The organism is Pseudomonas sp. CFBP2511 (assembly GCF_030209255.1).
GTDB lineage: Bacteria > Pseudomonadota > Gammaproteobacteria > Pseudomonadales > Pseudomonadaceae > Aquipseudomonas > Aquipseudomonas avellanae.
This window is the reverse complement of sequence record NZ_JARVSI010000002.1, coordinates 78881-101292: the sequence shown is the minus strand read 5'-3', so window position 1 is coordinate 101292 and position 22412 is coordinate 78881. Positions and strand designations below refer to the sequence as shown.

Sequence of the window (22412 nt, the reverse complement as noted above, 5' to 3'; positions counted from 1 at the left end):
TTATCAGCCCGCCATCACAAGTCGCTAGAATGCGCAGCCTGACGAAAAGGAATGCACCATGAACGCTTATTACCTGTTGGCCATCGCCGTTTGCGCGGAAGTCATCGCCACCACGTCCATGAAGGCCGTCAAGGGATTGAGCACGCCCCTGCCTCTGATATTGCTGATCACCGGCTACGCCATTGCGTTCTGGATGCTGATTCTGGTGATGCGCACGATCCCGGTCGGTATCACGTACGCCATCTGGTCAGGCATGGGCATCGTCATGGTCAGCGTCGCGGCGTACTTTATTTACGGCCAGAAACTCGACCTGCCCGCACTGCTCGGCATGGGGATGATTGTCGCCGGGGTCGCGGTCATTCAGCTGTTCTCGAAAACCGCCGGGCATTGAAAACCTGATCCCTTATAATGCTCGTACTTTTTGCTCACTGAGGTGCTCATGCCATCGGTTATTTCCACTGACGTGCTGATTGTCGGGGCTGGCGTCGCCGGTCTCTGGCTCAATGCCCGGTTGCGTCGTCAAGGGTTCTCGACAGTGCTGGTAGAAAGCGCCAGCCTGGGTGGCGGGCAGAGCCTCAAGTCGCAGGGGATTATTCACGGCGGCGCCAAGTACGCATTGCACGGCGCGCTGTCCGGTGCCTCCGAAGCCATCGCCGACATGCCGCGCCGCTGGCGTGAGGCGCTCGACGGCAAGGGCGAGCTGGACCTGTCGGGCGTGCGCCTGCTGTCCGAGGCTCATTACCTGTGGTCGCCTGGCACTATCGCCGGCAACCTGACCAGCTTTTTCGCCAGCAAGGCGGTACGTGGCCGCGTGGATCAGGTCAAAGGCGAGCAACTGCCGCCGGCCCTGCAAAACCCGAAATTCAAAGGCAAGGTCTATCGACTCGCTGAACTGGTGGTCGATGTGCCGAGCCTGATCAAACGCCTCGCAGAGCTGGCCGAAGACAGCTTGCTGGCCGGGCAAAAGATCGAACCGCTGTACGAGGCCGATGAACTGATCGGCCTGCGCGTCGACGGTCGCGATATTCATGCCCAGCGCATCGTGCTCAGTGCCGGCGGCGGCACTGCTGATCTGCTGAACGCGCTGGGCGTGTCACAGCCACAAATGCAGCGCCGCCCGCTGCACATGGTGCTGGTCAAGGGGCCGACGCTCAAGCCGCTGTTCGCCCATTGCCTGGGCGGCGGGCCCAAGCCGCGCATTACAGTGACGACCCACCCTGCAGCCGATGGCCAGTGCGTGTGGTATCTGGGCGGTGATCTGGCCGAGGCCGATGGCGTTGCGCGTGAACCGGACGCGCAAATAGCCGTCGCCCGCAAGGAACTTGAAGCTTTGCTGCCGTGGGTCGACCTGAGTCAGGCGCAGTGGGCGACCCTGCGCGTGGACCGCGCCGAACCGGCTCAATCGGGTCTGGTGCGCCCGGACAACGCCTTTCTCGACAGCCAGCATCGCCTGATGGTGGGCTGGCCGACCAAACTGGCGCTGGCACCGGACTTCGCCGACCGGGTGCTGTCGCACCTGTCGAAAGACGGCATCCATCCGACACCGCAAGCCCCGTTGGTGGATGTGCCGCGGCCACCGTTGGCCATACCTGTCTGGGATGAACTGCTGCCATGAGCCTGAAAACCCTGCATGACCTGCATCGCCCGTTCGGCAGCACCGGCCTGAGCGTCTCGCCGCTGGGCCTGGGCACCGTCAAGCTTGGCCGCGACGTAGGTGTCAAATACCCCAACGGCTTCAAGATTCCAGACGACCAGCAGGCACAGATGCTACTGCGCATGGCGCGTGACATGGGCATCAACCTGATCGACACCGCGCCGGCTTACGGCACCAGCGAAGAACGCCTCGGCCCGTTGCTGCGCGGCCAGCGCCAGGAGTGGGTGATTGTCAGCAAAGTGGGCGAAGAATTCGACAACGGTCAGTCGAGCCACGACTTCAGCGCGGCGCACACGCGCAGGTCGGTGGAGCGCAGCCTGAAACGTCTTGAAACTGACTTTCTCGATCTGGTGCTGGTGCATTCTGACGGCAACGATCTGGCCATTCTCAACGACACAGAGGTCTACCAGACGCTCGCAGAGCTCAAGCGCGAAGGCAAGATTCGCGGCTTCGGCTTCTCCGGTAAAACCGTCGAGGGTGGCCTGCTGGCCTTGCGCGACGGGGACTGCGCGATGGTCACCTACAACCTCGACGAACAGGGTGAAAAACCTGTCGTGGACTACGCTGCCGAGCACGGCAAAGGCATTCTGGTCAAGAAAGCGCTGGCCAGCGGGCATGCCTGCCTGACGCCGGGGATCGACCCGGTGCAGGCCAGCTTCCAGCTTCTGTTTGAACATCCTGGGGTTGCCAGTGCTATTGTCGGCACCATCAACCCATTGCACCTGGCCCATAACGTCGCCACTGCCGCTGCCGTGATTTGCCGTCAAGCCTGATTGAGGCGGCCGACCCCAACGCAAGAAGGAGCCGTAATGCCGCGAACACTGATCCGGAAGAACCCCAGCAACTTCAAGACCCTGCCGCTGTTCGTCGAAGCCACTCCGGAAAGCCTGAGTTACCAGAGCGTCGGCATGCCGATGAACTTCTCCCAGACCCTGCAGCGGCGGCGCAAGATCGACGTACCGGATACCGAGCGCTTTGCCACTGAACTGGCCAATCTGGGCGTGTCGGTGCGCCTGACCGTCAGTTGGCAGAATCGCGATTACTGGGTGCTGGTTCGCCAGCGTCGTCAGGACCGTGGCGACGTGGTGCTCAAGCTGATTTCGGGTTACGTTCCGGCGCACGAATTGACCCTGCCCCTGCACACGGCAATTCAGGAAGTAGCCGAAGAGTGCCTGATCGAGACGCCTCAGGGCTGGTTAAGCGGGCTGTTCAAGGAAACCTGGCTGCCAGCGCCCTATGCCGCCGCGCTGCATTATCGTGAAGCCATGCCTTTTCGGCTAAGCCCGCTGTCCGGCGCTGCGCGGCCAGTGCGCAGCGGCAACCTGACACTGATCGAGCGACCTCGGGCTTACGTGCATTTGCCGACGGCTTCATTGCAGCTGATTTACGACATGCGCCTGGAAATCCCCAAGGAGGCGCGGCCGATCAGTTTGTTTCACGTTGATGAGGCACTGGAAAACGATCAACTGGTCGCCCGCCTCAACCGCAGCAAGCCCGACCTGTACCTGATGCCGCTGGAAAACGGATCGCCACTGCCCGAGCTCTACACACTCAAGCGCGACAAACTGACCCCGGCAGGCACTCGCGGGTTGTACCTGGCAGAAAGCTTTGCCGCACAGGATGGCTGGGTGGTACGTGAAGAGCGGATTCGCTGGAAGGACTGGCTGCGCCAGCAGGGCATGACCCCACCGGCGAAAAAGACCGGACTCAAACGCCTGACCGGCAAGGCGCGGGAGCTGCTGCACGCCATTAGTGGCAAGCTGTAAGCGACAAGCTTCAAGCTTCAAGCTTCAAGCGTTTGATCTGCTTCTGCCTCAAGCTTGTAGCTTGTAGCTTGTAGCTTGTAGCTTGCAGCTAACCCTGCCCTCGAATCTTTTCGACGATCGCGGTGGTCGAGCTGTTTTCCACCAGCCCCAACACCCGCACTTCTCCGCCATAGGCCTGGACGATGTCGGCACCGACCACCTGATCGATTCCGTAATCACCGCCTTTGACCAGTACGTCGGGTTTGACGTGGGTCAGGAGGTTTTCCGGGGTGCCTTCAGGGAAGCTGATGACCCAGTCCACCGCGCCCAGCCCGGCCAGTACGGCCATGCGCCGGTCAACGCTGTTGATCGGGCGGCCCGGGCCTTTGAGACGGCTGACGGAGGCGTCATCGTTGACCGCTACGATCAGACGATCACCTTGCGCGCGCGCCTGCTCCAGGTAGGTCACATGGCCTGCGTGGAGGATGTCGAAGCAGCCATTGGTGAAAACGATTTTTTCCTTGTGCGCACGCGCGTCATCGACCGCCAGCAGCAATTGCTCCAGGCCCAGCACGCCGCGCTCGGAGCCTTCTTCACGCTGGATGGCGCGACGCAGTTCCGGTGCGCTGATGGCCGCTGTACCGAGTTTGCCGACCACAATGCCTGCCGCCAGATTGGCCAGCGCCACCGCATGCGGCAGTTCCTCGCCCGCCGCTATGGCCGCCGCCAGGGTAGAAATGACCGTGTCGCCAGCGCCAGTGACGTCGAACACTTCACGAGCGCGAGCTGGCAGGTGCAGGGCCTGCTGGTCAGGACGCAGCAGGGTCATGCCGTGCTCGCCACGGGTCACCAGCAAGGCGCCCAGATCAAGTTCCTGCATCAACTGCGCACCCTTGGTGACCAGTTGTGCTTCGTCTTCACAATGGCCGACGATGGCTTCGAATTCGCTGAGGTTCGGCGTGATCAGGCTGGCCCCGCGATAAATCGCGAAGTCCTTGCCCTTGGGATCAGCCAGCACCGGAATACCGCGTTTGCGGGCTGCCTGAATCAATGCCTGATGGTTTTTCAACGCACCTTTGCCGTAATCGGACAGGACCAGCACCTTGATGCCGTCCAGCAGGCTGTAAACCTCTGCGCTCAGGGCCAGCGGATCCGTGTTGAACGGTTCTTCGAAGTCGATACGCAGCAATTGCTGATGGCGACTCATGACACGCAGTTTGACGATAGTCGGCTGATCGGCAATACGCTGAAAGCGCGCCACAACACCCGCAGCTTTCAGGCTGTTGGTCAGGCTTTCTGCAGCCTCGTCGTCGCCGGTCACACCGACCAGCGACGCCGGAGCGCCCAGGGCTGCGATGTTCAAGGCAACGTTGGCGGCACCGCCCGGACGGTCTTCGATCTGATCGACCTTGACCACAGGCACCGGCGCTTCGGGGGAAATACGCGAGGTACCACCATGCCAGTATCTGTCGAGCATGACATCGCCAACCACCAGGACAGGGGCCTGATCAAAGCGCGGCATGGATAGCTTCATGGAACAACCCGTACGTGAAAAATGGACAGGGGCGGAATCTTAGCACAGGGGTTTGCAACCGGCAGGCTGTTGAATCACACCGCTGAAAGGCAGGCGGGCTGCGTCAGCCCGCCTGATAATGAGGTCAAACCGCGCCGGCAGGCGCTGGCTCGTCCAGCCCCATGGCGTGCAGGCGGGCGTAGTAACCGTTCTGCGCCAGCAACTCTGTATGGGTACCGCGCTCGACGATCTTCCCGGCATCCATGACCAGAATCATGTCGGCCTTTTCGATGGTCGAAAGGCGGTGGGCGATGACCAGTGTGGTACGGCCCTTCATGACGTGATCCAGTGCGGCCTGGATATGCCGCTCGGACTCGGTGTCCAGCGCCGACGTGGCTTCATCGAGAATCAGCAGCGGCGCGTTCTTGAGCAACGCGCGAGCGATGGCCAGGCGTTGTCGCTGGCCACCTGACAGCAGCACACCGTTTTCGCCGACCTGAGTGTCGAACCCTTGCGGCAACTGGTCGATGAACTCCTTGGCGTAAGCGTCGGCGGCGGCCGCTTCGATGTCGGCACGCGGCGCACCGGCCAGATCGCCATAGGCAATGTTGTTGGCAATGGAGTCATTGAACAGCGTGACGTTCTGATTGACCTGGGCGATGTGCTTGCGCAAATTGCGCAAACGGTAATCGTTGATTTCGACGCCATCGAGCAGGATGTTGCCCATCTCGTGCCCGTAAAAACGCGGTATCAGGTTGGCCAGAGTCGATTTGCCGCTTCCGGAACGCCCCACCAGCGCGATCATCTGCCCGGGCGCTGCCGAGAAACTGATGTCGTTCAACACCTGACGCTCGGTCTGCGGGTAGAAGAAGCTGAGGTTCTTCACCTCAAGATGGCCGCTGACGCGATCAAGCTCGATCGTACCGGTGTCGACCTCTTCCTCCACGTCCAGTTGCTCGAAGATGCTTTCGGCACCGGCCACGCCTTTCTGGATGGTCGAGCTGACTTCCGACAGCTGGCGAATTGGCTTGGGCAACAGACCGGCAGCGGTGATGTAAGCCACCAGATCGCCCGCCGTCGCGTCGCCGCGCAGGAACAGCACCAGAAACATCAGCACGGCCATGGCGCTGTAGATGACCAGTTGCAGCATCGGCGTGTAGATAGCGCCGGTCTTGGTCATGCGCAGTTGCTTGCGGGTGTTGCTGTCACTGGCTTCGGCGAAACGGTTCTGCTCGTAAGCTTCGCCACCAAAGCTGCGCACCACGCGATAGCCCTGAATGGTTTCCGACGCAACGTGGGTGACATCGCCCATCGCCACTTGAATCTTTTTGCTCTGCTTGCGAAATTTCTTGCTCGCGCTGCTCACCATCACGGCAATCAGCGGCAGGATGGCGAGCATGACCAGGGTCAGTTTCCAGTTCATCATCAGCAGATAGATGAACAGGAACACCACCGTCAGGCCTTCGCGAATCACCACCTTGATGGCATCGGTGGCAGCGCCGGTCACCATGGTGACGTTGAAGGTGATGCGCGAAATCAGATGGCCGGAATTGGTCGTGTCGAAATAACGATTGGGCAATACCAGCAACTTGTTGAACAGCTCAACGCGCAGGTCGTGCACCAGCCCCAGGGAAACCTTGGCCAGAAAGTAGTTGCCCAGGAACGAACCAAGCCCCTGCCATGCGGCGATCAGCACGATCAGCAGCGGCACCGCCTGCAACAGTTGCAGTTCGCGCAGATAAGGCACGTTGGGGAACAGCACCGCTTCAGGGTTGCTCAGGCCATCGACAAAGTATTTGAGGATGCCGGCGAGCATCGGCTGAGTCGAGGCAAAGATCACGAAGCCAAGGATGCTGAGCAGAAAAATGCCCACATACGGACGCACATAAGACAACAGGCGGAAATAGATTTTCACGCTGGAAGTTGCGGACGATTCGGGAGTTGTCATGAGAGTCCGTCGTATTAAAAAGAGGCCGAATTGTATCACAGCGGTTTTCGCGGCTGCCTGCTGCGGTAACATAGGCAGCCCGTCCATTCCCTGGGGTTTCTGATCGCTGCCTGAAGCCTGCAAATCCGGCTTCTGCCCGAAGGGCGTGGGAATGAGCCGGGCGACGCTTCGCTTGCTCGCGAAGACGTTGTTTCAAGCCGCACATTCTATTGAATGCACGGGCCCCTTCGCTCCCACGGCCCTTGGCCAGAATCAACAGCAGGCTTGTGTATGACGACCAGTGGCCCCTGGGGCGTAAAAACCGGAGTATCGATGCAAGCGCTTGACCACGCCCATTACCTTGACCTGGTTCAAGGTGCCGAAGTGCTTGAAGCCGACGGCACGGGCGACAAAGTACTACGTCTGCGTGACGGTTCGATGTTGAAACTGTTTCGGCGCAAACGTCTTGTCAGCTCGGCAGCCTGGTATCCGTATGCCCAACGCTTTGCAGACAACTGTGTAACGCTGGCCCAGCGCGCCATCCCGTGCCCGCGCGTGCTCACCGTCTGCCGCATCGCCGAGATCGAACGCGATGCCGTGCATTATGACCCGCTGGCCGGCTACACCCTGCGCCAGTTGCTGGGCAGCGCGCTCAGCGATGACAGCTTGCGCTGGCAGTTGGGGCGTTTTATCGCCGAACTGCACGAAAAAGGCATCTATTTCCGTTCAGCGCACTTGGGCAATGTGATTCTCACCCCGGAAGGCAACCTCGGCCTGATCGACATCGCCGACATGAAAACCTTCCGCCGCGCGCTGCGCAAAAGCCTGCGCTTGCGCAACTTCAAGCACATGCTGCGTTATCAGGAGGACCGTCAGTGGCTGCTGGATAACGGCAACCCGGCGTTTCTGGAGGGCTACATGAGCGCTCAGAGCCTTTGCGACAGCACTGAACTGACTCAGGCAATGAACTGAAAAAATGGCCGCGTGTTAAAGGCGGCCATTCTTGTCAGCGATCAAACCTCTGTTGGTCGCCTCAGCCGATGCGTCTGCACCACGCGCCCCAGCACCATGGTTGCCGGTAACAGGACCAGCACCCAGAGCTCATCCGGGTTACCCACCAACTGACCACCGTCGAAATTGAGCATCAGCAGCGCACATGCCAGATAAAGGCCCCACGCGTCAGCGTTGCGCAAGGCGTTCCACAGCGTCATGGCCATTACAACCAGAAACATCACCAGCGAAGCCGCGCCGGTGTACAGCCCCAACGAGACGAAGATGTTGTGCGGGTGCTGGATCGGTACGCCGCCAGTCAGGGTCTTGGTGGTGTAGAAATCGACACCGCAGCCCAGAATCCAGCCGCAGCGGTGCCACTCGCCGGTCATGATTTCAAACAGCTCGATGCGGTAGGAATCGCCCCTGACCATCAGCAGGGCAACCCACTGCTCATCCTTCACGATCCAGAAGCCTGCCGCCGCAACCACGCCCAATACCAGCAAGCCCACAACGGTGCGCAACGGAAAGCGGTAAAGCGAATACGCCGTGCAGGCAAGGAACAGAAAGGCCATGCCCACCAATGCGGTGCGGGTCTGAACGACGAAGGCGGTGATCAGCAGCGTGAACAACACCGCACACACAGCCTCGACCCAGCGTCGCTCCTTTGCCCACAGCGGCAATGCCAGCGCAAGGCTGCAGACCAGCCAGCCGCTGGCATAAATCACGTTTTCCATACGGCCGGGCAGAATCGCCACACGCTGACCGAACACAAACTGCCCGGTCACCCAGCTATGAATGCTGCTGAGCAGGATGTACAGACCGATGACCCAGAACATCCCCCGCACAAACAGCCCGCGCCGGAAGAACCCGTTGTCCGTCAGCCCTGATACGGCAAAAACAAACAGGCTGACGTAGACAATGTGCTTGTAATACTGGAACTCCTGCACCTGCAGCGCCGGGACCAGAAAGCACGCCATGAACACCACCCAGGCAATGCTCAGCGGCCTGGCAAACACGCCAGCGCCGCGGTACTTGATCAGAAAGAACAAGCCCGGCAAAGCGATGAGCGCATAAAACAGGTTGTTGGTGATCTTGGCCGACGAGTTGAGGATAAAACTCAACAGAAAGACGATAAGCACTGCGGTGAAATACGTCTGTATTTTGCTGCCGGGGAGTGTAATTCGGTCAACTGACATTATTGAGCAACCAGCCTGCTACAAAGGCAACGAGCACAGCGACGATCAGCTTGAGGCGATCCCGACGCTTGCGGCGCTGTTTATCCAGCCGCTCCTGCGGCACCACCACATGCTCACCGAAACCGGTATGCAAGACGGCATCATTTTCCAGAATCAGAGCGTAACGGTTTTGCGCGGCGAATAATTGTGAAAGTTTCTTCTCCCCGCCATGCCCTGCATAAGGCGCATGCTGCTGGTAATCCGCCAGACGACGCAGCCCCGGATTGAACGAAAAACCCTGCCACTCCGGCTTGTGCGAACCCAGCTTGTAAAACGCGATGCCCTCAACCACTTCCCGCTCGTTGAGATAGACATAGGGGCTATGCACACACAGATCATGATTGTAACTGCGCAACCAGACCTGCAACGCCTGCGGGTCGTGCTCCAGCAGGGTCATCGATTCTTCGATGAAGTGCGGACGGTAGAAATCCCAGTCATCTTCGCAATGGAAAACCCAGGACGTCTCGATCAGTGAATACGCCGCATCGACAGAACGCATCTGCCCCAGTTTGGGGTTGTTGATGATGAAACGCGTGTGCGCGCGCCAGTGCTCGGGAATGCAGGTCTCGACCTGAGCATCGCCCGAGTCTTCGGTAATCAGCACGTGGCGTATGGGCGCAGTGTTGAAACGGTCGAACGTTTCCAGGGTGCGCTTCAACAAGTCGAATCGACCACAACTGGTGACCACCAGCGTGATGTCGCTGTTTTCGCTGAATACCATCATTCATTCCCAATCATTGAATATTCATAAGCCATTACCAGCCCAAGCGTGACCGCAGGCGGTCGACCCAACTGATCGCGGGCATACTGCGCAGCGGCGCTTGCATGGCGTCCACGATGGCTTTCCCAAGTGCGTGGAATGTAAAGCGTTCCTCGACCAAAGTCTGCCCATTACGGGATATTTCGCCGGCCAGCAGGGTGTTCTCGCGCAACTGCGCCAGCTTTTCGCGAAGCTGTGGAATGTCGCGGTAAAGCACGATGTTGTGCATGTCCACAAAACCCAGCGCGCGATTTTCTTCGGCGCCCTGATCAAAGGCCAGCAGCACGCAACCACAAGCCATGGCCTCGAAATTCTTGATCATGTATTCGCCCATACCGACATCGGCACTGACGAAAAAGCGGATGCGGTTGAGGGTGTCGCAATACTCTTCCCCGGATTTGGTGCGCGTGACGAGCAGGTTCTCGACCTGGCCCAGCTCATCGAGCAATGCCTTGCGGCCGCTGTAGGCCACACTGTTGGTGCTGCCCACAAAGGCCAGTTCGATATCGCGCTCGCGGGTTTGCAACTGCAACAGGCTCTGGTCATAGCCTTTGGGCACGAACACCGCATCAAAGCCTTCTTCGCGCAGGCGTTCGCTGACCATGAAGCCCGAACAGATCACCCGCGCCCAGGGCAGCTTGCGATAGTGCGCGCTGAACTTGCCGGTGTACTTGCAGGGGATGTAGTTCTGGTAGGCATCGTGTTCAAGGATGACCAGATTGGGAATCGTGCGGATGAACCCGACCTGACGGACTTCCTGCTTGAAGCGCAGAAAAAACACGATCCGGTCATAACGCTCGACATCCACTTCACGGCGGAAATAGCCACGCAGGTTGCGCTGCTCATCGGAGCTCAGCCAACGCACCTCGCACTCACAATACGCGGCGATGCCTTCATAAAGACGGTCGAGAATGGCCCGCTGCTCTTTCTGGACCAGAAGTAGAACTTTCATGGTTTTCCTTGCAGTACTGCGCCTGCTGAATCAGATATCACGGCTGCACCAGAACAACTCGTGCCGTCGCACCGCCTTGCGGAAGAATTCGTTTTCACCCTCGGCCGGCCAGCGGCGACCGGCCAGCATGCTCTGCAAGGTGCGGCGCACTCGGCGCTTGAACGGCATGGGCGGCTGCAGGTCATGCATCATGCCCAGCGCCATCGCCTTGTCTCTTTGGGTCGCCACCGACAATTGCAGGCTGTAGGGCACCAGCGGCAACTGGGCATCGAATACCGGCGGCAGGCTGATGCCCGTGTAGGCGTCGCCCATCGGCCAGCGGTCATTGTCGTGCAGGTGGTTGGCGTAACCGAGTATCACCTCTGGCTGCCACTCAAGCCCGGCCAGCGCTTCACGCACCGCCGCCTGGGCGCAAATGTGGTCAGGATGCGGGTCGATGGCCGGGTGCGGCATGACAATAACCTGCGGCCTGGCCTTGAGGATCAACGTACGCAGGTCGGCCAGCAGGTTGTTCCAGGTCGGCTGACCGTCATCGCCGGGCAATGCCAAGGTGTTGAACTGCCGAAACAACCGGGTATCGCTCAGATCCGCCTCGCGCGAGCTGACCGGCGTGTCCGGCGCAGCCTGCATGGCGGGCAGTTGCAGGCAGAAATAGCCCAATTGCACGCACTGCGACTCCGGCACACCGCCCCAGCGCGCGACGGCAATGCTGTCCCAGGCGCGCAGACGACCCTTCATGCGCGCAGCCTCGGCGCGCTGCATGCCCATCTGTTGATAATGCTCGGCTTCGATTTCACCGGCGGTCAGCGTGACAATCCATGCTTCCTTCGCCTGGCTGTACAGCCCGAACGCGGCCAGTTCGGCATCGTCGGCATGCGGCGCGATGACCATCACGCGCTGCTGGCGCGCATCCGCCTGACGGAACAGCCAGAGGCGCGGCGTAGCTGACAGGCGACAGAAACGCCCGCGCAATTGCAGCGCACCGGCGCCCAGCGGCTCGCCTAGCCCGGTCAGGTTCAGGTAACGCACGCCAGAAACGCCACGCTCGAAAGCCTGGCGGTCATGCAGGTCCAGCCCGTGCAGCTCGACGAACGGGTCGAGAAAACGCCCCAGCCACGTGCTTTTGATGGTCAGCGCCAGGATCAGCGTCTCGTCACCGGCCAGTTGCAGCGGCGTATCCAGCAACAGTGTGTCACCGTCGAGACGCACGCCTGGCACCTCGCTGTCGGCGGGAAAGGTGTACTGATAGTCGTCGGAGGGCGAATAGAACAGGTGATCGGCAAGCCAAGCTTCGTGAGCGACCCATACGCCAATCGCCACAACTGGCGCCAGCCACCAGGCCACCCACACGCCAAGCGCAATCAACACAAACAGCCCCGCCAACAACGCCAGCCGCTTGTTGCGGCGATGGCGCTTGAGTAACTGTTGCTTGCGGCTCAAAGCTGGAATACCGGAACGGGGTTGCACCAACGGTCCTTGTACTCGCGGTCGGCACGACCAAAGGAAAACCGCAGTGCCTTGCCCAGCGCCCTGGCGTCTTCCCAGGCGGACTGGGTGTTGACGAAGCTCAGCACGCTGCCCGGACTGAAATCCCGGGTTTCGGGGTCGACGCCACCGTTGACGTACTCGATGCTGACCCACTGCGGCGCTTCGACGCGGTACACCAGTTGAATGGCGATGGGTGCGTCGTTGAGAAACACCACCGAGCCGATCAACAGGTCGCGCAGCAACTCGATGACCTGGGCCTTGTGCCGGGCACCGGTGGCTTCAAAGCCCCAGCGGCGCTGAAACAGGTCGCAATACATGCTCGCCAGTTCGGCGTTGCTGAACTCGCTGACCGGCCGCACTGTACCGCCCGCCTCTTCCAGCAAGCGAAGTTCGCGGCGCTGGTTGTAACGAAACTTTTTCGACAGCTCTTCAGGCGTGCGCGCCATTGCCAGTGATTCGGTCTGCGACTTGAGCGTGCTGATCCGGCCTTCGTTGAGCGCCGACACGTAACGAGCCCGATGGCGAACCGGCACCTGCACCCCTTCGGCCACCGGTAGAATCAGCTCGGCATTACCCAGATCGAACAGGCCTTTCTTGCCGTGACGCTTGAGTTCGTCCTTGGACAGCGCCAGCGAGCGCCCCCAGGTGGCGATCGCCGCCTTGACTTCACCGCCATGCTCCCAGGCCAGATAGCGCACCGGGATGCCGGAAAACTCCGACAAACGTGCAACCACCAGCGGGTGAGTGGCCACACTGCCACCCAAGCGCTGCCAGGCCAGTTCGTAAGCCGCCGCGTCGATCGGCACCCAGCCACGCTCGCGCCAGCTTTTGAATCGATTGAGCATCAGGCCCCCGCCGTCAGGCTGGAGACTTGCGGCAAGCGCCAGAAGACATCGCGTACCGCATGATCGGAAAAACGCTCGCGCAGGCGCAGCAGCATGCGCTCGGCGCAGTCCTGACGCTGCTCGACGTCAAGCCCGGCCATGTGCACCAGCCCATGCGCCAGGCTGTGGGCATCGCCCAGCGGGAACAGCAGGCCGACATCTTCCACCACTTCCTTCGCGCCGCCGCACGAGGTCGCAACCAGCGGCACACCGGCCACCATCGCTTCCAGCAGCACCATGCCGAACGGCTCGTGATCCGAGCTCAAGGCGAACACGTCGAACGCCTTGAAGTAACGGCGGGCGTCAGGCACCTGCCCGAGAAACAGCACATGCGGGCCTATGCCCAGTTCCAGCGCGAGCGACTTGAGGGTTTCATCCAGGCGACCCTTGCCGAGAAGCACCAACTGGCTGTTCTCGGGAAGGCTGGGCAACGCCTCGGCAAAACCGCGTAACAGCGTGGCCTGATCCTTGTCGGGATGCAGACGACCGACGTTGCCGACAATCCACGCCGACGGCGACAGGCCAAGCTCTGTGCGGGCATCTTCAGCGGAAAACTGACTGCCCTGCAGTTGCTCGACATCAATGCGGTTGTACAGGGTCTGAATGCGCTCGGCCGGCCACTTGGGCAGGCTGCTGCGCATGTCATCGCGCACCGCATCGGACACGCCGAGCAGACTCAGGCGCTTGCGAAACAGCGTGGCAAACAGTTTGCGCGTACGGCGTTTGTAGTCGCCGAACGCATGGTGCACGCCGATCACCGGCAGGCTGGTCGCCAGCAGGGCGATGTACACCGGTTTGAAACGGTGGGCGATGCAGAAGCTGAAACTGCGCGTGGCGGCGATTTTGCGCAGGTCCCGGATAGCGCCCAGCTTCAGGCCGCGAATGGCACTGGAGCTGTACTCCATGAACAGCACTTCGTCCGAACCGCAGTCGGCGACCACATCGGGGTCGGCGGCGCCGGTCAGAAACACCGTCGTCACCCGATAGCCCTTGCCGACAAACAGGCTGGCGTATTGCCGCGCGCAGTCAAGAAACGGCCCGTCATAGCCGTGGCAGAACTGCAGCACGTGACGATCAGCCGAGCGTGTCATAAGCCTCGACGCCCTCTTTGACCACCAGGATGTCTTCCATGATCAAGTACTCGAGGTCCGAGCCAAAAAACATGTTCAGGGCATCGGTCGGCGAGCAGATCATCGGCTCGCCACGGCGGTTCAGCGAGGTGTTCAGCGAAACGCCGTTACCGGTCAGTTCTTCCAGCGCTTTCATCATGTCGTAGTAGCGCGGGTTGTATTCGCGCTTGAGTACCTGGGCACGGGATGTGCCGTCTTCGTGGACGACCTCCGGCACGCGGGTTTTCCACTCTTCGGCGACTTCAAAGGTGAAGGTCATGAACGGTGCCGGGTGATCTATCTTGATCATCTGCGGCGCAACGGTGTCGAGCATCGACGGGCAGAAAGGCCTCCAGCGCTCGCGGAACTTGATTTGATGGTTGATGCGGTCGGCCACGCCGGCCACGCTCGGGCAACCGATGATCGAACGACCGCCCAGCGCGCGCGGACCAAACTCCATGCGGCCCTGGAACCAGGCAACCGGGTTGCCCTTGACCATGATTTCAGCGATGCGCTGCGGCGTGTTGTCGATCTGGCGCCAGACCGGCTTGCTCGGGTGGCGGGCACAGGCAGCAATCACGTCTTCGTTGCTGTACGAAGGGCCGAGGTAGACGTGTTCCATCTTCTCGACCGGCACGCCACGGGCGTGCGACACATAAGCTGCGGCGCCGACTGCCGTGCCGGCATCACCTGACGCAGGCTGGACGAACAGTTCCTTGACTTCCGGACGGGCGATGATGCGCTGATTGAGCTTGACGTTCAGCGCACAGCCCCCGGCGAAGGCGATCTTGCCGGTTTCCTTGAGGATGTCACCCAGATAATGGTCCATCATCTGCAAGGCGAGTTTTTCGAACAGCGCCTGCATGCTGGCGGCGTAATGGATGTAAGGCTCGTCGGCCACATCGCCCACACGTTTCGGGCCCAGCCATTCGATCAGCTTGGGCGAGAAGTAGAAACCCTTGCCGTTCTCTTTGTAGCGACGCAGGCCGATGACGTTGGCCAGTTCGGTGTTGATGATCAGTTCACCATTCTCGAAGGTGGCCAGACGCGAAAAGTCATACTTGCTGGCATCGCCATAAGGCGCCATGCCCATGACCTTGAATTCGCCATCGAGCATCTCGAAACCGAGGAATTCGGTGATCGCGCCGTACAGGCCGCCCAGCGAATCCGGATCGAAGAATTCCTTGATCTTGTGGATCTTGCCGTTTTCGCCGTAGCCAAAGAAGGTGGTGGCGTATTCGCCCTTGCCGTCGATGCCCATGATCGCGGTTTTCTCGGTGAAACCGGAGCAGTGGTAGGCGCTGGAGGCGTGGGCCAGGTGGTGCTCGACGGGCTCGATCTTGATTTTTTTCGGGTCGAAGCCCAGTTGCTCGAGGCACCAGACGATCTTGTTGCGATAGCGCTTGTAACGGCGGTTGCCCATCAGCAGCGCGTCGAGTGCGCGATCCGGGGCGTACCAGTAACGCTTGGCGTAGTGCCAGCGCGCCTTGCCAAACAGGCTGATCGGGGCGAACGGAATCGCGACCACATCGACGTCCGAAGGCTTGATGCCTGCCTGTTCCAGACAGAACTTCGCAGACTCGTAGGGCATGCGGTTCTTTGCGTGTTTATCACGAACGAAGCGCTCTTCTTCGGCCGCTGCTATCAGCTTGCCGTCAATGTAAAGCGCTGCGGAAGGATCATGGCTAAGGGCGCCGGACAGGCCAAGGATCGTCAATGCCACTAGGGTCTAGCCTCTTTAGTCTGCATGCAGGCGCATCGCGCCCGAGAAAAGGTGTGCCCCCGCACAGCGGGCTGAGGGCAGCTAAAGGGCGGGATTATAACGTAATGGCCGAGGATTGGCTCGACGGGCTGAAATGTCGCTCGGGGTGCCCGCCAGACGGTGTAGGAAAGGTCGCTTTATCAACGCCAATAACTATCTATGACTTGCCGCCCGTTGCTTCTGATTAATTGAGGCCCATCGTCGCCGGCCTTCAGGTCGTCGCTCAAACCTCAGCGCCCGAAGCGCGCAATGGGAAACTCGTCATGACACAAAAACTGCCCCCTTTGGCTATAACGCCTACACCGCTGACACCTGCCGATACCTGGCCTGCGGCATCGGCCGCCCTGAAAAGGCTTGATGAACTGCGCACTCTTCTGGCCAGCGAGCTTGAAACGCAGCCCGGCCCCAGTGAAGCGCTGTTGACTGCGCTTGGCGGATCCGACGCTTCCGAACGGGAGCTGGAAATATTCAGCCTGCTGCAACAGATCGACGACTACTGGACAGCCCCTGGCGAAACCGCTGAAAGCCGCCGTGACCGCCTTGTGCCTGCCTTGCAGCGGGCCTTGCGTGATGAAGCCAGTGTCAGGATTCACGAACGTGATCTGGAGAGCGGCTATCTGGCCTGCCTGCCAGACTCGTCCGGGCAGCCGCAAAGCCCGGCGCTCACTTACGCTTCGCTGCACGTGCAGTTACATGATGACGAACACGTCGAAATGGCCGGGGTGCTGGCCATATCCCAGGAACAGGAGCGTACGCTGCTGATGCTGCCGGGGCTTGGCATCATCGGCTTTGCCACCCAGGACCTGATGCTCGCGACCGTGGCGCGCTGGCTCAATACGCCGACGTTGCAGGATGCTCTTCTGAATACGCTGGAACAGGATCATCAAGACCCACTCTTCACGATCAGCCAGGAAGCCGATCTGTACCTGGAGCCGTTCACGGCTGCTGACCTGCAATTACAGGCAGTCACCACCGCCCCTTTCATGCATGCCCTGGATCGCCTGCTGAATAAGCAGCGCAACGACATTCGCCATGCGTGTGAGCGACCGGATGTCGAGGACCGGGAAGCACGTCGGGGGCTGATTCAGAAAGCCATCGATATGCGCGGTCTGCTCGGCCCCGCCTACATGCTCGAGCTGCGAGAACTGACCAATCGGCAACGTCAGTACCACAGGGACATGCCGGACTGGCTGAAAATCGCCAGCGAGGCCGATCTGCAAACCTACGCTGATCACCTGCGACGCTACGACGACGCGCATGCCGCCATGCTCAGCGTGCTGGGCAGCGCAGCCTCTCCAGAGCAATTTGCCGAAGCCCATTTGCGCACCCGGCTGGCCAATGACCTGGGCCATGATCTGCACCCGCGAGCGTTGACCATCGCAACCCGCCGCACGCTGCCGTCCACCGATAAAACCTACCTGATGACACGCTCGCTGGTCGAACTGGCGCTTTACGGCCTGCACCCCGACGACGAGGTCGCAGGCTCGGACTTCCTTGAGCAGACCGTCATCGCCCTGAATGACAAACCGCTGGACGCCGCTTACGCCCCCCTGAACCCGGCGTACCTTGCCGGATTGATCGATGAACTGGACCTGCGGGCGGTCTTTGGCGAGTTTCAACAGGCGGCCTATCAGCAGGAACACAGCCAGCAACTGCTGCGCGCCCTGGCCAGAACCCGGCTGACTGCGCAGGGCTGGGCGGCAAAGATGCAGGGGCACATTCAGCCTGAGGATTTTGCCATCGTTGCCCAACTGGCAAGCCCGACACAGGGCGCGTCAGACCCGGCGCTGTGCGTGCAGCAAATCCGCCTGAACGGCCATAACGTGATGGCCAGACTGCTCGCGTTCCGTAAGCAGGACGCCCAGGGCCGAACCGAAAGACTGATCATGGTCGCGATGGACGCTCCAGGGCAGCCCTTCAAGGCATTCGACACTGAAACCCAATTGCTCCATGAAGTGGTCGGCTGGAGCGCATCGCCGGCGATGACTGCCTACCTGCTCGACCAGGTGGAAGTCAGCGCCCGCCCGGAACTGGAGCAAAAGCTGGCCGCATTGGCGCTCAAACCTCAGCCAGAGAAAGATTTTCTGCAGTTCATTGACCACCCGGACTGTGAGACGGCCTTGCGCGGCTTCACCGACGAACAAACGCGCGTAATGCTCTCCGAACAGGCCCGCCACACCCCGGATTGGTATCTACGCGCCACCCGCGCTCAGCGCCGGGAACTGCAGGCTCTTGAAGAAGCCATTGGCGGCGCACTCGGTCACTATCAGGCCCAGCCGCACACGCAGGTTCAGCCCTTCAAGAATTACGTTCATCAGCGTGCCAGCCAGCAGATCGCCCAACTGCTGAACGTACCCGCCGCAAACGTAGACCCGGACCTGATCGTAATCACCAGCGAGCGCGAATCGCTGACGTACACAGACATGCTGCTCAATGGTTATAACGACAGCATCGACCCTGTTCGCACCTCCGCCGACACACAGGCAACCTTCAGCGGCCCGGATGGCATTGACCTGAGCGCGTTGTCACCCGCCGCCGTTGCAGGCTCGGTGCGCGGCCAGTGGCTGGCCGATGACTACATTGCCCTGATCCGAAGCACGCTGCTCAACCCCGAAAGCGAGGGTTATGCCTATCGCCGCCAGATCAGTACGCTGATCACTCAGTTGCAGATGAAGGCCGCAGCACTGCGCAGCGTGCTGAAGGGGCATATCGAGGCAGCGCAATATGCCTGGCTGAAGCAGTCGCTGGATAACGCGCACCTGAACGATCCGGCATCACGGGAGCAGTACCCGCTTTACCCTTTGCAGGTGCATGTGGATAAACCGCTTATCGCCTCGGGGCTGAACGGCGTCGATCAACTGGTCATCCCCAGCCCGCTACTCACGCACGTGGAAACCGTGCAGGGCTGCCTGGTGATCCTGCCGACACAGATTCGTCATGCCGCGCTGCTCTACACGCCGCAGGCGCCTGACGGTATCGAGTTTCGCCTGTTCAGCGCCTTTGTGCGCTCGCTCGATAGCGACGGCATGATCGACTACTACAAGGATCGCTGCCGGATCAAGGCGCGACGCACCTTGTCGTTCTTCCTTCGCGACATGCAGCAGGGCAAGGCCAACAAGCCTCCGGTCATTCCCAAGGCATTCATTTCAGACTTCGCCGACACCTGTTTCAACAGGCCGCTCGAGCGCAGGCTGCGTGACGTGGAAGAAACCACCACCGGGCGCAATGACATGTTGAACCAGTTGATCTGGGTCAGCGTCGAGATCATCGCCACTGCGCTGACGCTACCCTTCCCGCCGGCAAGCTTTGCCGTCGGCAGCCTGCTGTCGTTGCATGACAGCGGGCGCGCAATCAAGGCCCTGACCGAAGGTGAACACGGACGCGCTACGGCGTACATGCTGTCCGCGCTGTTCAATGGAATAGGGGCTGGCAGCGACCTGCTGGTCGGCCTGAAAGGGTTTGGCGGCGTGTTGCATCACCTTGAGCACGGTCGTGAGTCAGCCCCGGTGCTGCGCTCGTTCCAGCGAAAGTCGTCATTGCCGCACTACGAGGACCTGTACCCGGTGGAACTGCAGGAGCAGGTATTTCTGATCAGCAGGCCCAATGCCAACGGACACGCTGCGGTTTTCCAGGTACCCAATCGCTCATCAGCGCCACCCAAGGCAACCGGCCAGTTTGCAGCGCGGCAGGCGGGCGGTGCCTGGCAACCCCTGCTCCCCTCGCCCAACCTTGCGCCTCGTGCACCCTCGGGCCTGCGGATCGAGCTGGCAGTCAACCTTTCCCTGCATGACGTGCCGCGTATCGTCGCCGGCCATGCAGAAGGCGTGTGCGTGGTCAACGGCCGGCACTATGTCGAGCTGTCCGGTAGAACCTTTCAAGTCCATTACGACACACATCTGCGCGGCTGGCAGATTGTCGATCCAGAAAACCCGTTCGCCTTTTTTGGCCAGCAGCCGGTGCGCCTAGATGAACAGGGGCAATGGCAGCTTGTCGCCCGTCGACGTCTGCGTGGCGGTGGCGTAGGTGACTCCAGCCATGCCCACCTGCCCGAAGAAACACCGGGCTCCAGCACAGGCTCGATTCCGAGCGACTACGAAATGCCGGCCGCCATGCAGGCAGGCCTTGATGTCGTGTTGAGCAACAAGCCCTACGACCCGACCGGGATTGGCATGGAGTCTTACTTTGAGAGCTATTTCGTGGATCTGCGTCAGAGTTTTGTGGCGCGCAGGGAAAAGCTTTATGAGGATGCCCGGACATTTTTCGCCGGTTTTTCTCCGCCGCCAAAGCCGCAATTGCCTCCGCTGACGCCACCTGTTGCCATCGACACCCTGATTGAACATGTCTTCGCGCAGGGTAACGGCCTGGTCTTGAGTGAAGCACCGAAGTCGGTCGCCAGCAAACGGCTGCTGTTACTCAACATGCCGCTGCTGGCCGAACAGCGTGTCGAGGTTTTGTATATCGAGCACCTGCTGACCGACAAGCACCTGTCTAAACTGGCCAGGTATCGTCAACTGGGCAAAAAGAGCCGTTCAGGCTCGCACGAACTCAAGCATTACCTGCACGATCTCAACCGCGGGACGCTGAACAATTCCAGCACCGACTACGACTATTACCACCTCATCAAGGCAGCGCATCGCTATGGTATCGAGGTGCGACCGTTCAGCTCGTCGATCAGCTACCCGTTTCTGGACCATCCGGTATTGAGCGCAGCCAACGACACGACTGCAGTACAAAAAATGAGCAATTTTTTCGGCCATACGCTCATCAGCAGCGATGTCGCATCCGCGCCGACAAAACGCTGGGTTGCCTTGCTCGACCAGAAGCTGGCCACGACCCACGACGGGGTATTAGGCATTGCCGAAATGCAGGGCGTGGTCAGTGTGCATGTCCGCGACATCCCGGCAGGCCGGCCGACGCGCATCACTAAAGGCACAGGCGAACTGCCACGCGAGGGCACGCAGGCCCGCTGCGACTTCACGATTGCGTTTTCCGATCCGACGCTGATTGTGCCCCAGGCGCCTCACCCGCACGGTACCAAACTGGACGACATGCTGCTCAGAGAACTGAGGGGCCAATCTGCCGGTGCCGGGGGCGAACGCTGGGCCGGCCAGTACGGATTCATCCGTGACGAGGACGGTGCCTGGCGGTGGATCGCGCCTGAGGACTGGCCCGCAGACAGCCCGATGACGGCAATCCAGCAATCCCTGACCGACCCTGTCTATGAGATGCCACTGGACACTCGAACAACGCTTCATACGCTGGCGAACTTCGAAAGAAGGGGGCTCGACATGGAGTATTTCTTTGAAGAAAGCCAGTACGAAACTGTTCGCAACGTATTCGCCCTGCACCGCAAAAAGCTGCAACAGGATGCGGCCTTGATCAGCGCTGTACAGTTGCCGCCTCGTCCGACGATGCCGGCCGTCAACCCTCGGACGACCACGGCGCAGCTGTTTGAAACGCTGTACCAGCACACCGATGGCATCGTGATCGGCGAGTCGCATTTTTCGGTCGCCAGCAAGAAAATGATCATCGACAACCTGCCGTTGCTGTCGCAGCAAAACGTACGAACGCTGTACATGGAGCACTTGCTCACCGACTTGCACCAGGCGGATCTGGATCGATTTTTCGAAACCGGGCAAATGAGCAAAACCCTGCTTCACGACCTGAAAGTGCTGGATCGGGGCCATCGCACCGACCCGGACAAGGTTTACACCTTTGAGCAACTGGTCATCAAGGCGCAGCAGCACGGCATGGAAGTCCGCGCCATCGACTGCGCAGCCAGCTACCACCTTAGTGGCCTTGACAACGATGGTTCAATCACCCGTCAGCAAATGATGAACTACTTTGCGTCGCGCACCCTGCGCAGGCATCAGGACGTCATGGGCTCACACAAGTGGATCGCGCTGGTCGGCAACAGCCATTCCAATGTCTATCAAGGCGTCGTGCCTGGTATCGCCGAGCTGGAAGGCGGCATCGGCCTGCGGGTTATCGACGTGGCACCGGGGCAGTCGAAGGGTGTCATGCACGACCTGGGGGAGCTGGTCTCGGCAGACATCTCGAGAACCAAAGTACACATCAAAGGCGATTATCGAGTGGAGATAGAAATACCGCGTGCGAAGGATGCCATTCGGCCACCCCAGCCTGTTACCCTCGAACAGCGACTGGCCAGACCGGGATTGTTTCTGGTGGAAGAGAGTGAGGGCAATCTGCTGACCATTGTCCACCGCGCTCGCGACACCTGGATTCACCGCACGCCGGTGCTGGTCAATGCCGAGGGCAAGCTGTACCTGGAGCGCGTGCGCTGGCCGCGCATCCACCTCAAACCCTTTGATGACATGGACGCGCTGGTAGCGGCGCTGGAGGAGATGAACCTGACGCGGGTAGGCTGAC

General features: G+C 60.4%; 15 protein-coding genes. 6 read left to right on the top strand and 9 right to left on the bottom strand.

Going from position 1 to position 22412, the window contains the following annotated elements; all coding sequences use genetic code 11:
* Positions 1-58 precede the first annotated feature (58 nt).
* The 4 genes from QRN38_RS01795 to QRN38_RS01780 are packed head-to-tail and all read left to right on the top strand — an operon-like array spanning position 59 to position 3420.
* Positions 59-391, top strand: coding sequence for an SMR family transporter (locus QRN38_RS01795; protein ID WP_005762979.1), 333 nt, complete (start codon positions 59-61; stop codon positions 389-391).
* Positions 392-439: 48 nt separating this feature from the next.
* Positions 440-1615, top strand: coding sequence for an NAD(P)/FAD-dependent oxidoreductase (locus tag QRN38_RS01790; protein ID WP_005762978.1), 1176 nt, complete (start codon positions 440-442; stop codon positions 1613-1615).
* Positions 1612-2427, top strand: a complete 816-nt coding sequence (locus QRN38_RS01785) for an aldo/keto reductase (protein ID WP_007244590.1) — start codon at positions 1612-1614, stop codon at positions 2425-2427. Before QRN38_RS01790 ends, QRN38_RS01785 begins: the two co-directional genes overlap by 4 nt.
* Before the next feature lie 36 nt (positions 2428-2463).
* Positions 2464-3420, top strand: a complete 957-nt coding sequence (locus tag QRN38_RS01780) for a hypothetical protein (protein WP_003377120.1) — start codon at positions 2464-2466, stop codon at positions 3418-3420.
* A gap of 88 nt (positions 3421-3508) precedes the next feature.
* Here QRN38_RS01780 and hldE read toward each other — a convergent pair whose 3' ends face one another.
* Positions 3509-4933: a bifunctional D-glycero-beta-D-manno-heptose-7-phosphate kinase/D-glycero-beta-D-manno-heptose 1-phosphate adenylyltransferase HldE gene (gene hldE, locus QRN38_RS01775; protein WP_005736892.1), complete on the bottom strand. Its 1425-nt coding sequence runs from the start codon at positions 4931-4933 to the stop codon at positions 3509-3511.
* A 124-nt stretch (positions 4934-5057) separates the two neighbouring features.
* Entirely contained in the window at positions 5058-6860 is a 1803-nt protein-coding gene (gene msbA / locus QRN38_RS01770; RefSeq protein ID WP_010213170.1) for a lipid A export permease/ATP-binding protein MsbA, read from the bottom strand.
* A gap of 312 nt (positions 6861-7172) precedes the next feature.
* On the opposite strand from msbA, the gene QRN38_RS01765 reads away from it, so the two are divergent.
* Complete coding sequence (locus QRN38_RS01765; protein WP_005762975.1) at positions 7173-7811, top strand: BUD32 family EKC/KEOPS complex subunit; 639 nt, start codon at positions 7173-7175, stop codon at positions 7809-7811.
* 41 nt (positions 7812-7852) lie between these two features.
* On the opposite strand, the gene QRN38_RS01760 is transcribed toward QRN38_RS01765, so the two are convergent.
* Genes QRN38_RS01760 through QRN38_RS01730 form a run of 7 tightly spaced genes read right to left on the bottom strand, consistent with a single transcriptional unit; the run spans position 7853 to position 15983 of the window.
* Positions 7853-9028: an O-antigen ligase family protein gene (locus QRN38_RS01760; RefSeq protein WP_007244587.1), complete on the bottom strand. Its 1176-nt coding sequence runs from the start codon at positions 9026-9028 to the stop codon at positions 7853-7855.
* The gene (locus QRN38_RS01755; RefSeq protein WP_003377126.1) at positions 9018-9791 is read right to left on the bottom strand and encodes a hypothetical protein; all 774 of its coding nucleotides are present in this window, start codon (positions 9789-9791) and stop codon (positions 9018-9020) included. The genes QRN38_RS01760 and QRN38_RS01755 overlap by 11 nt, the downstream gene beginning before the upstream one ends.
* A gap of 31 nt (positions 9792-9822) precedes the next feature.
* On the bottom strand, positions 9823-10779 hold the full coding sequence (locus tag QRN38_RS01750) for a glycosyltransferase family protein (protein WP_005762972.1): 957 nt from the start codon (positions 10777-10779) through the stop codon (positions 9823-9825).
* Positions 10780-10809: 30 nt separating this feature from the next.
* Complete coding sequence (locus QRN38_RS01745; protein WP_005762971.1) at positions 10810-12219, bottom strand: PIG-L deacetylase family protein; 1410 nt, start codon at positions 12217-12219, stop codon at positions 10810-10812.
* Positions 12216-13112 carry an antimicrobial resistance protein Mig-14 gene (locus tag QRN38_RS01740; protein WP_057419043.1) on the bottom strand — a complete coding sequence of 299 codons (897 nt, stop codon included), beginning with the start codon at positions 13110-13112 and terminating at the stop codon, positions 12216-12218. The genes QRN38_RS01745 and QRN38_RS01740 overlap by 4 nt, the downstream gene beginning before the upstream one ends.
* Entirely contained in the window at positions 13112-14242 is a 1131-nt protein-coding gene (locus QRN38_RS01735) for a glycosyltransferase (protein ID WP_007244582.1), read from the bottom strand. The genes QRN38_RS01740 and QRN38_RS01735 overlap by 1 nt, the downstream gene beginning before the upstream one ends.
* Complete coding sequence (locus tag QRN38_RS01730) at positions 14226-15983, bottom strand: carbamoyltransferase family protein (RefSeq protein ID WP_003377131.1); 1758 nt, start codon at positions 15981-15983, stop codon at positions 14226-14228. The genes QRN38_RS01735 and QRN38_RS01730 overlap by 17 nt, the downstream gene beginning before the upstream one ends.
* 302 nt (positions 15984-16285) lie before the next feature.
* Between QRN38_RS01730 and QRN38_RS01725 the strand changes: the two genes are divergently transcribed.
* Entirely contained in the window at positions 16286-22411 is a 6126-nt protein-coding gene (locus QRN38_RS01725; protein WP_057419042.1) for a membrane-targeted effector domain-containing toxin, read from the top strand.
* Position 22412: the final 1 nt, after the last annotated feature.

Excerpts from the sequence above, each read along its gene's own strand:
- QRN38_RS01795 (WP_005762979.1), top strand. The coding sequence starts at position 59 with ATGAACGCTTATTACCTGTTGGCCATCGCCGTTTGCGCGGAAGTCATC.
- QRN38_RS01790 (WP_005762978.1), top strand. The coding sequence starts at position 440 with ATGCCATCGGTTATTTCCACTGACGTGCTGATTGTCGGGGCTGGCGTC.
- QRN38_RS01785 (WP_007244590.1), top strand. The coding sequence starts at position 1,612 with ATGAGCCTGAAAACCCTGCATGACCTGCATCGCCCGTTCGGCAGCACC.
- QRN38_RS01780 (WP_003377120.1), top strand. The coding sequence starts at position 2,464 with ATGCCGCGAACACTGATCCGGAAGAACCCCAGCAACTTCAAGACCCTG.
- hldE (WP_005736892.1), bottom strand. The coding sequence starts at position 4,933 with ATGAAGCTATCCATGCCGCGCTTTGATCAGGCCCCTGTCCTGGTGGTT.
- msbA (WP_010213170.1), bottom strand. The coding sequence starts at position 6,860 with ATGACAACTCCCGAATCGTCCGCAACTTCCAGCGTGAAAATCTATTTC.
- QRN38_RS01765 (WP_005762975.1), top strand. The coding sequence starts at position 7,173 with ATGCAAGCGCTTGACCACGCCCATTACCTTGACCTGGTTCAAGGTGCC.
- QRN38_RS01760 (WP_007244587.1), bottom strand. The coding sequence starts at position 9,028 with ATGTCAGTTGACCGAATTACACTCCCCGGCAGCAAAATACAGACGTAT.
- QRN38_RS01755 (WP_003377126.1), bottom strand. The coding sequence starts at position 9,791 with ATGATGGTATTCAGCGAAAACAGCGACATCACGCTGGTGGTCACCAGT.
- QRN38_RS01750 (WP_005762972.1), bottom strand. The coding sequence starts at position 10,779 with ATGAAAGTTCTACTTCTGGTCCAGAAAGAGCAGCGGGCCATTCTCGAC.
- QRN38_RS01740 (WP_057419043.1), bottom strand. The coding sequence starts at position 13,112 with ATGCTCAATCGATTCAAAAGCTGGCGCGAGCGTGGCTGGGTGCCGATC.
- QRN38_RS01735 (WP_007244582.1), bottom strand. The coding sequence starts at position 14,242 with ATGACACGCTCGGCTGATCGTCACGTGCTGCAGTTCTGCCACGGCTAT.
- QRN38_RS01725 (WP_057419042.1), top strand. The coding sequence starts at position 16,286 with ATGACACAAAAACTGCCCCCTTTGGCTATAACGCCTACACCGCTGACA.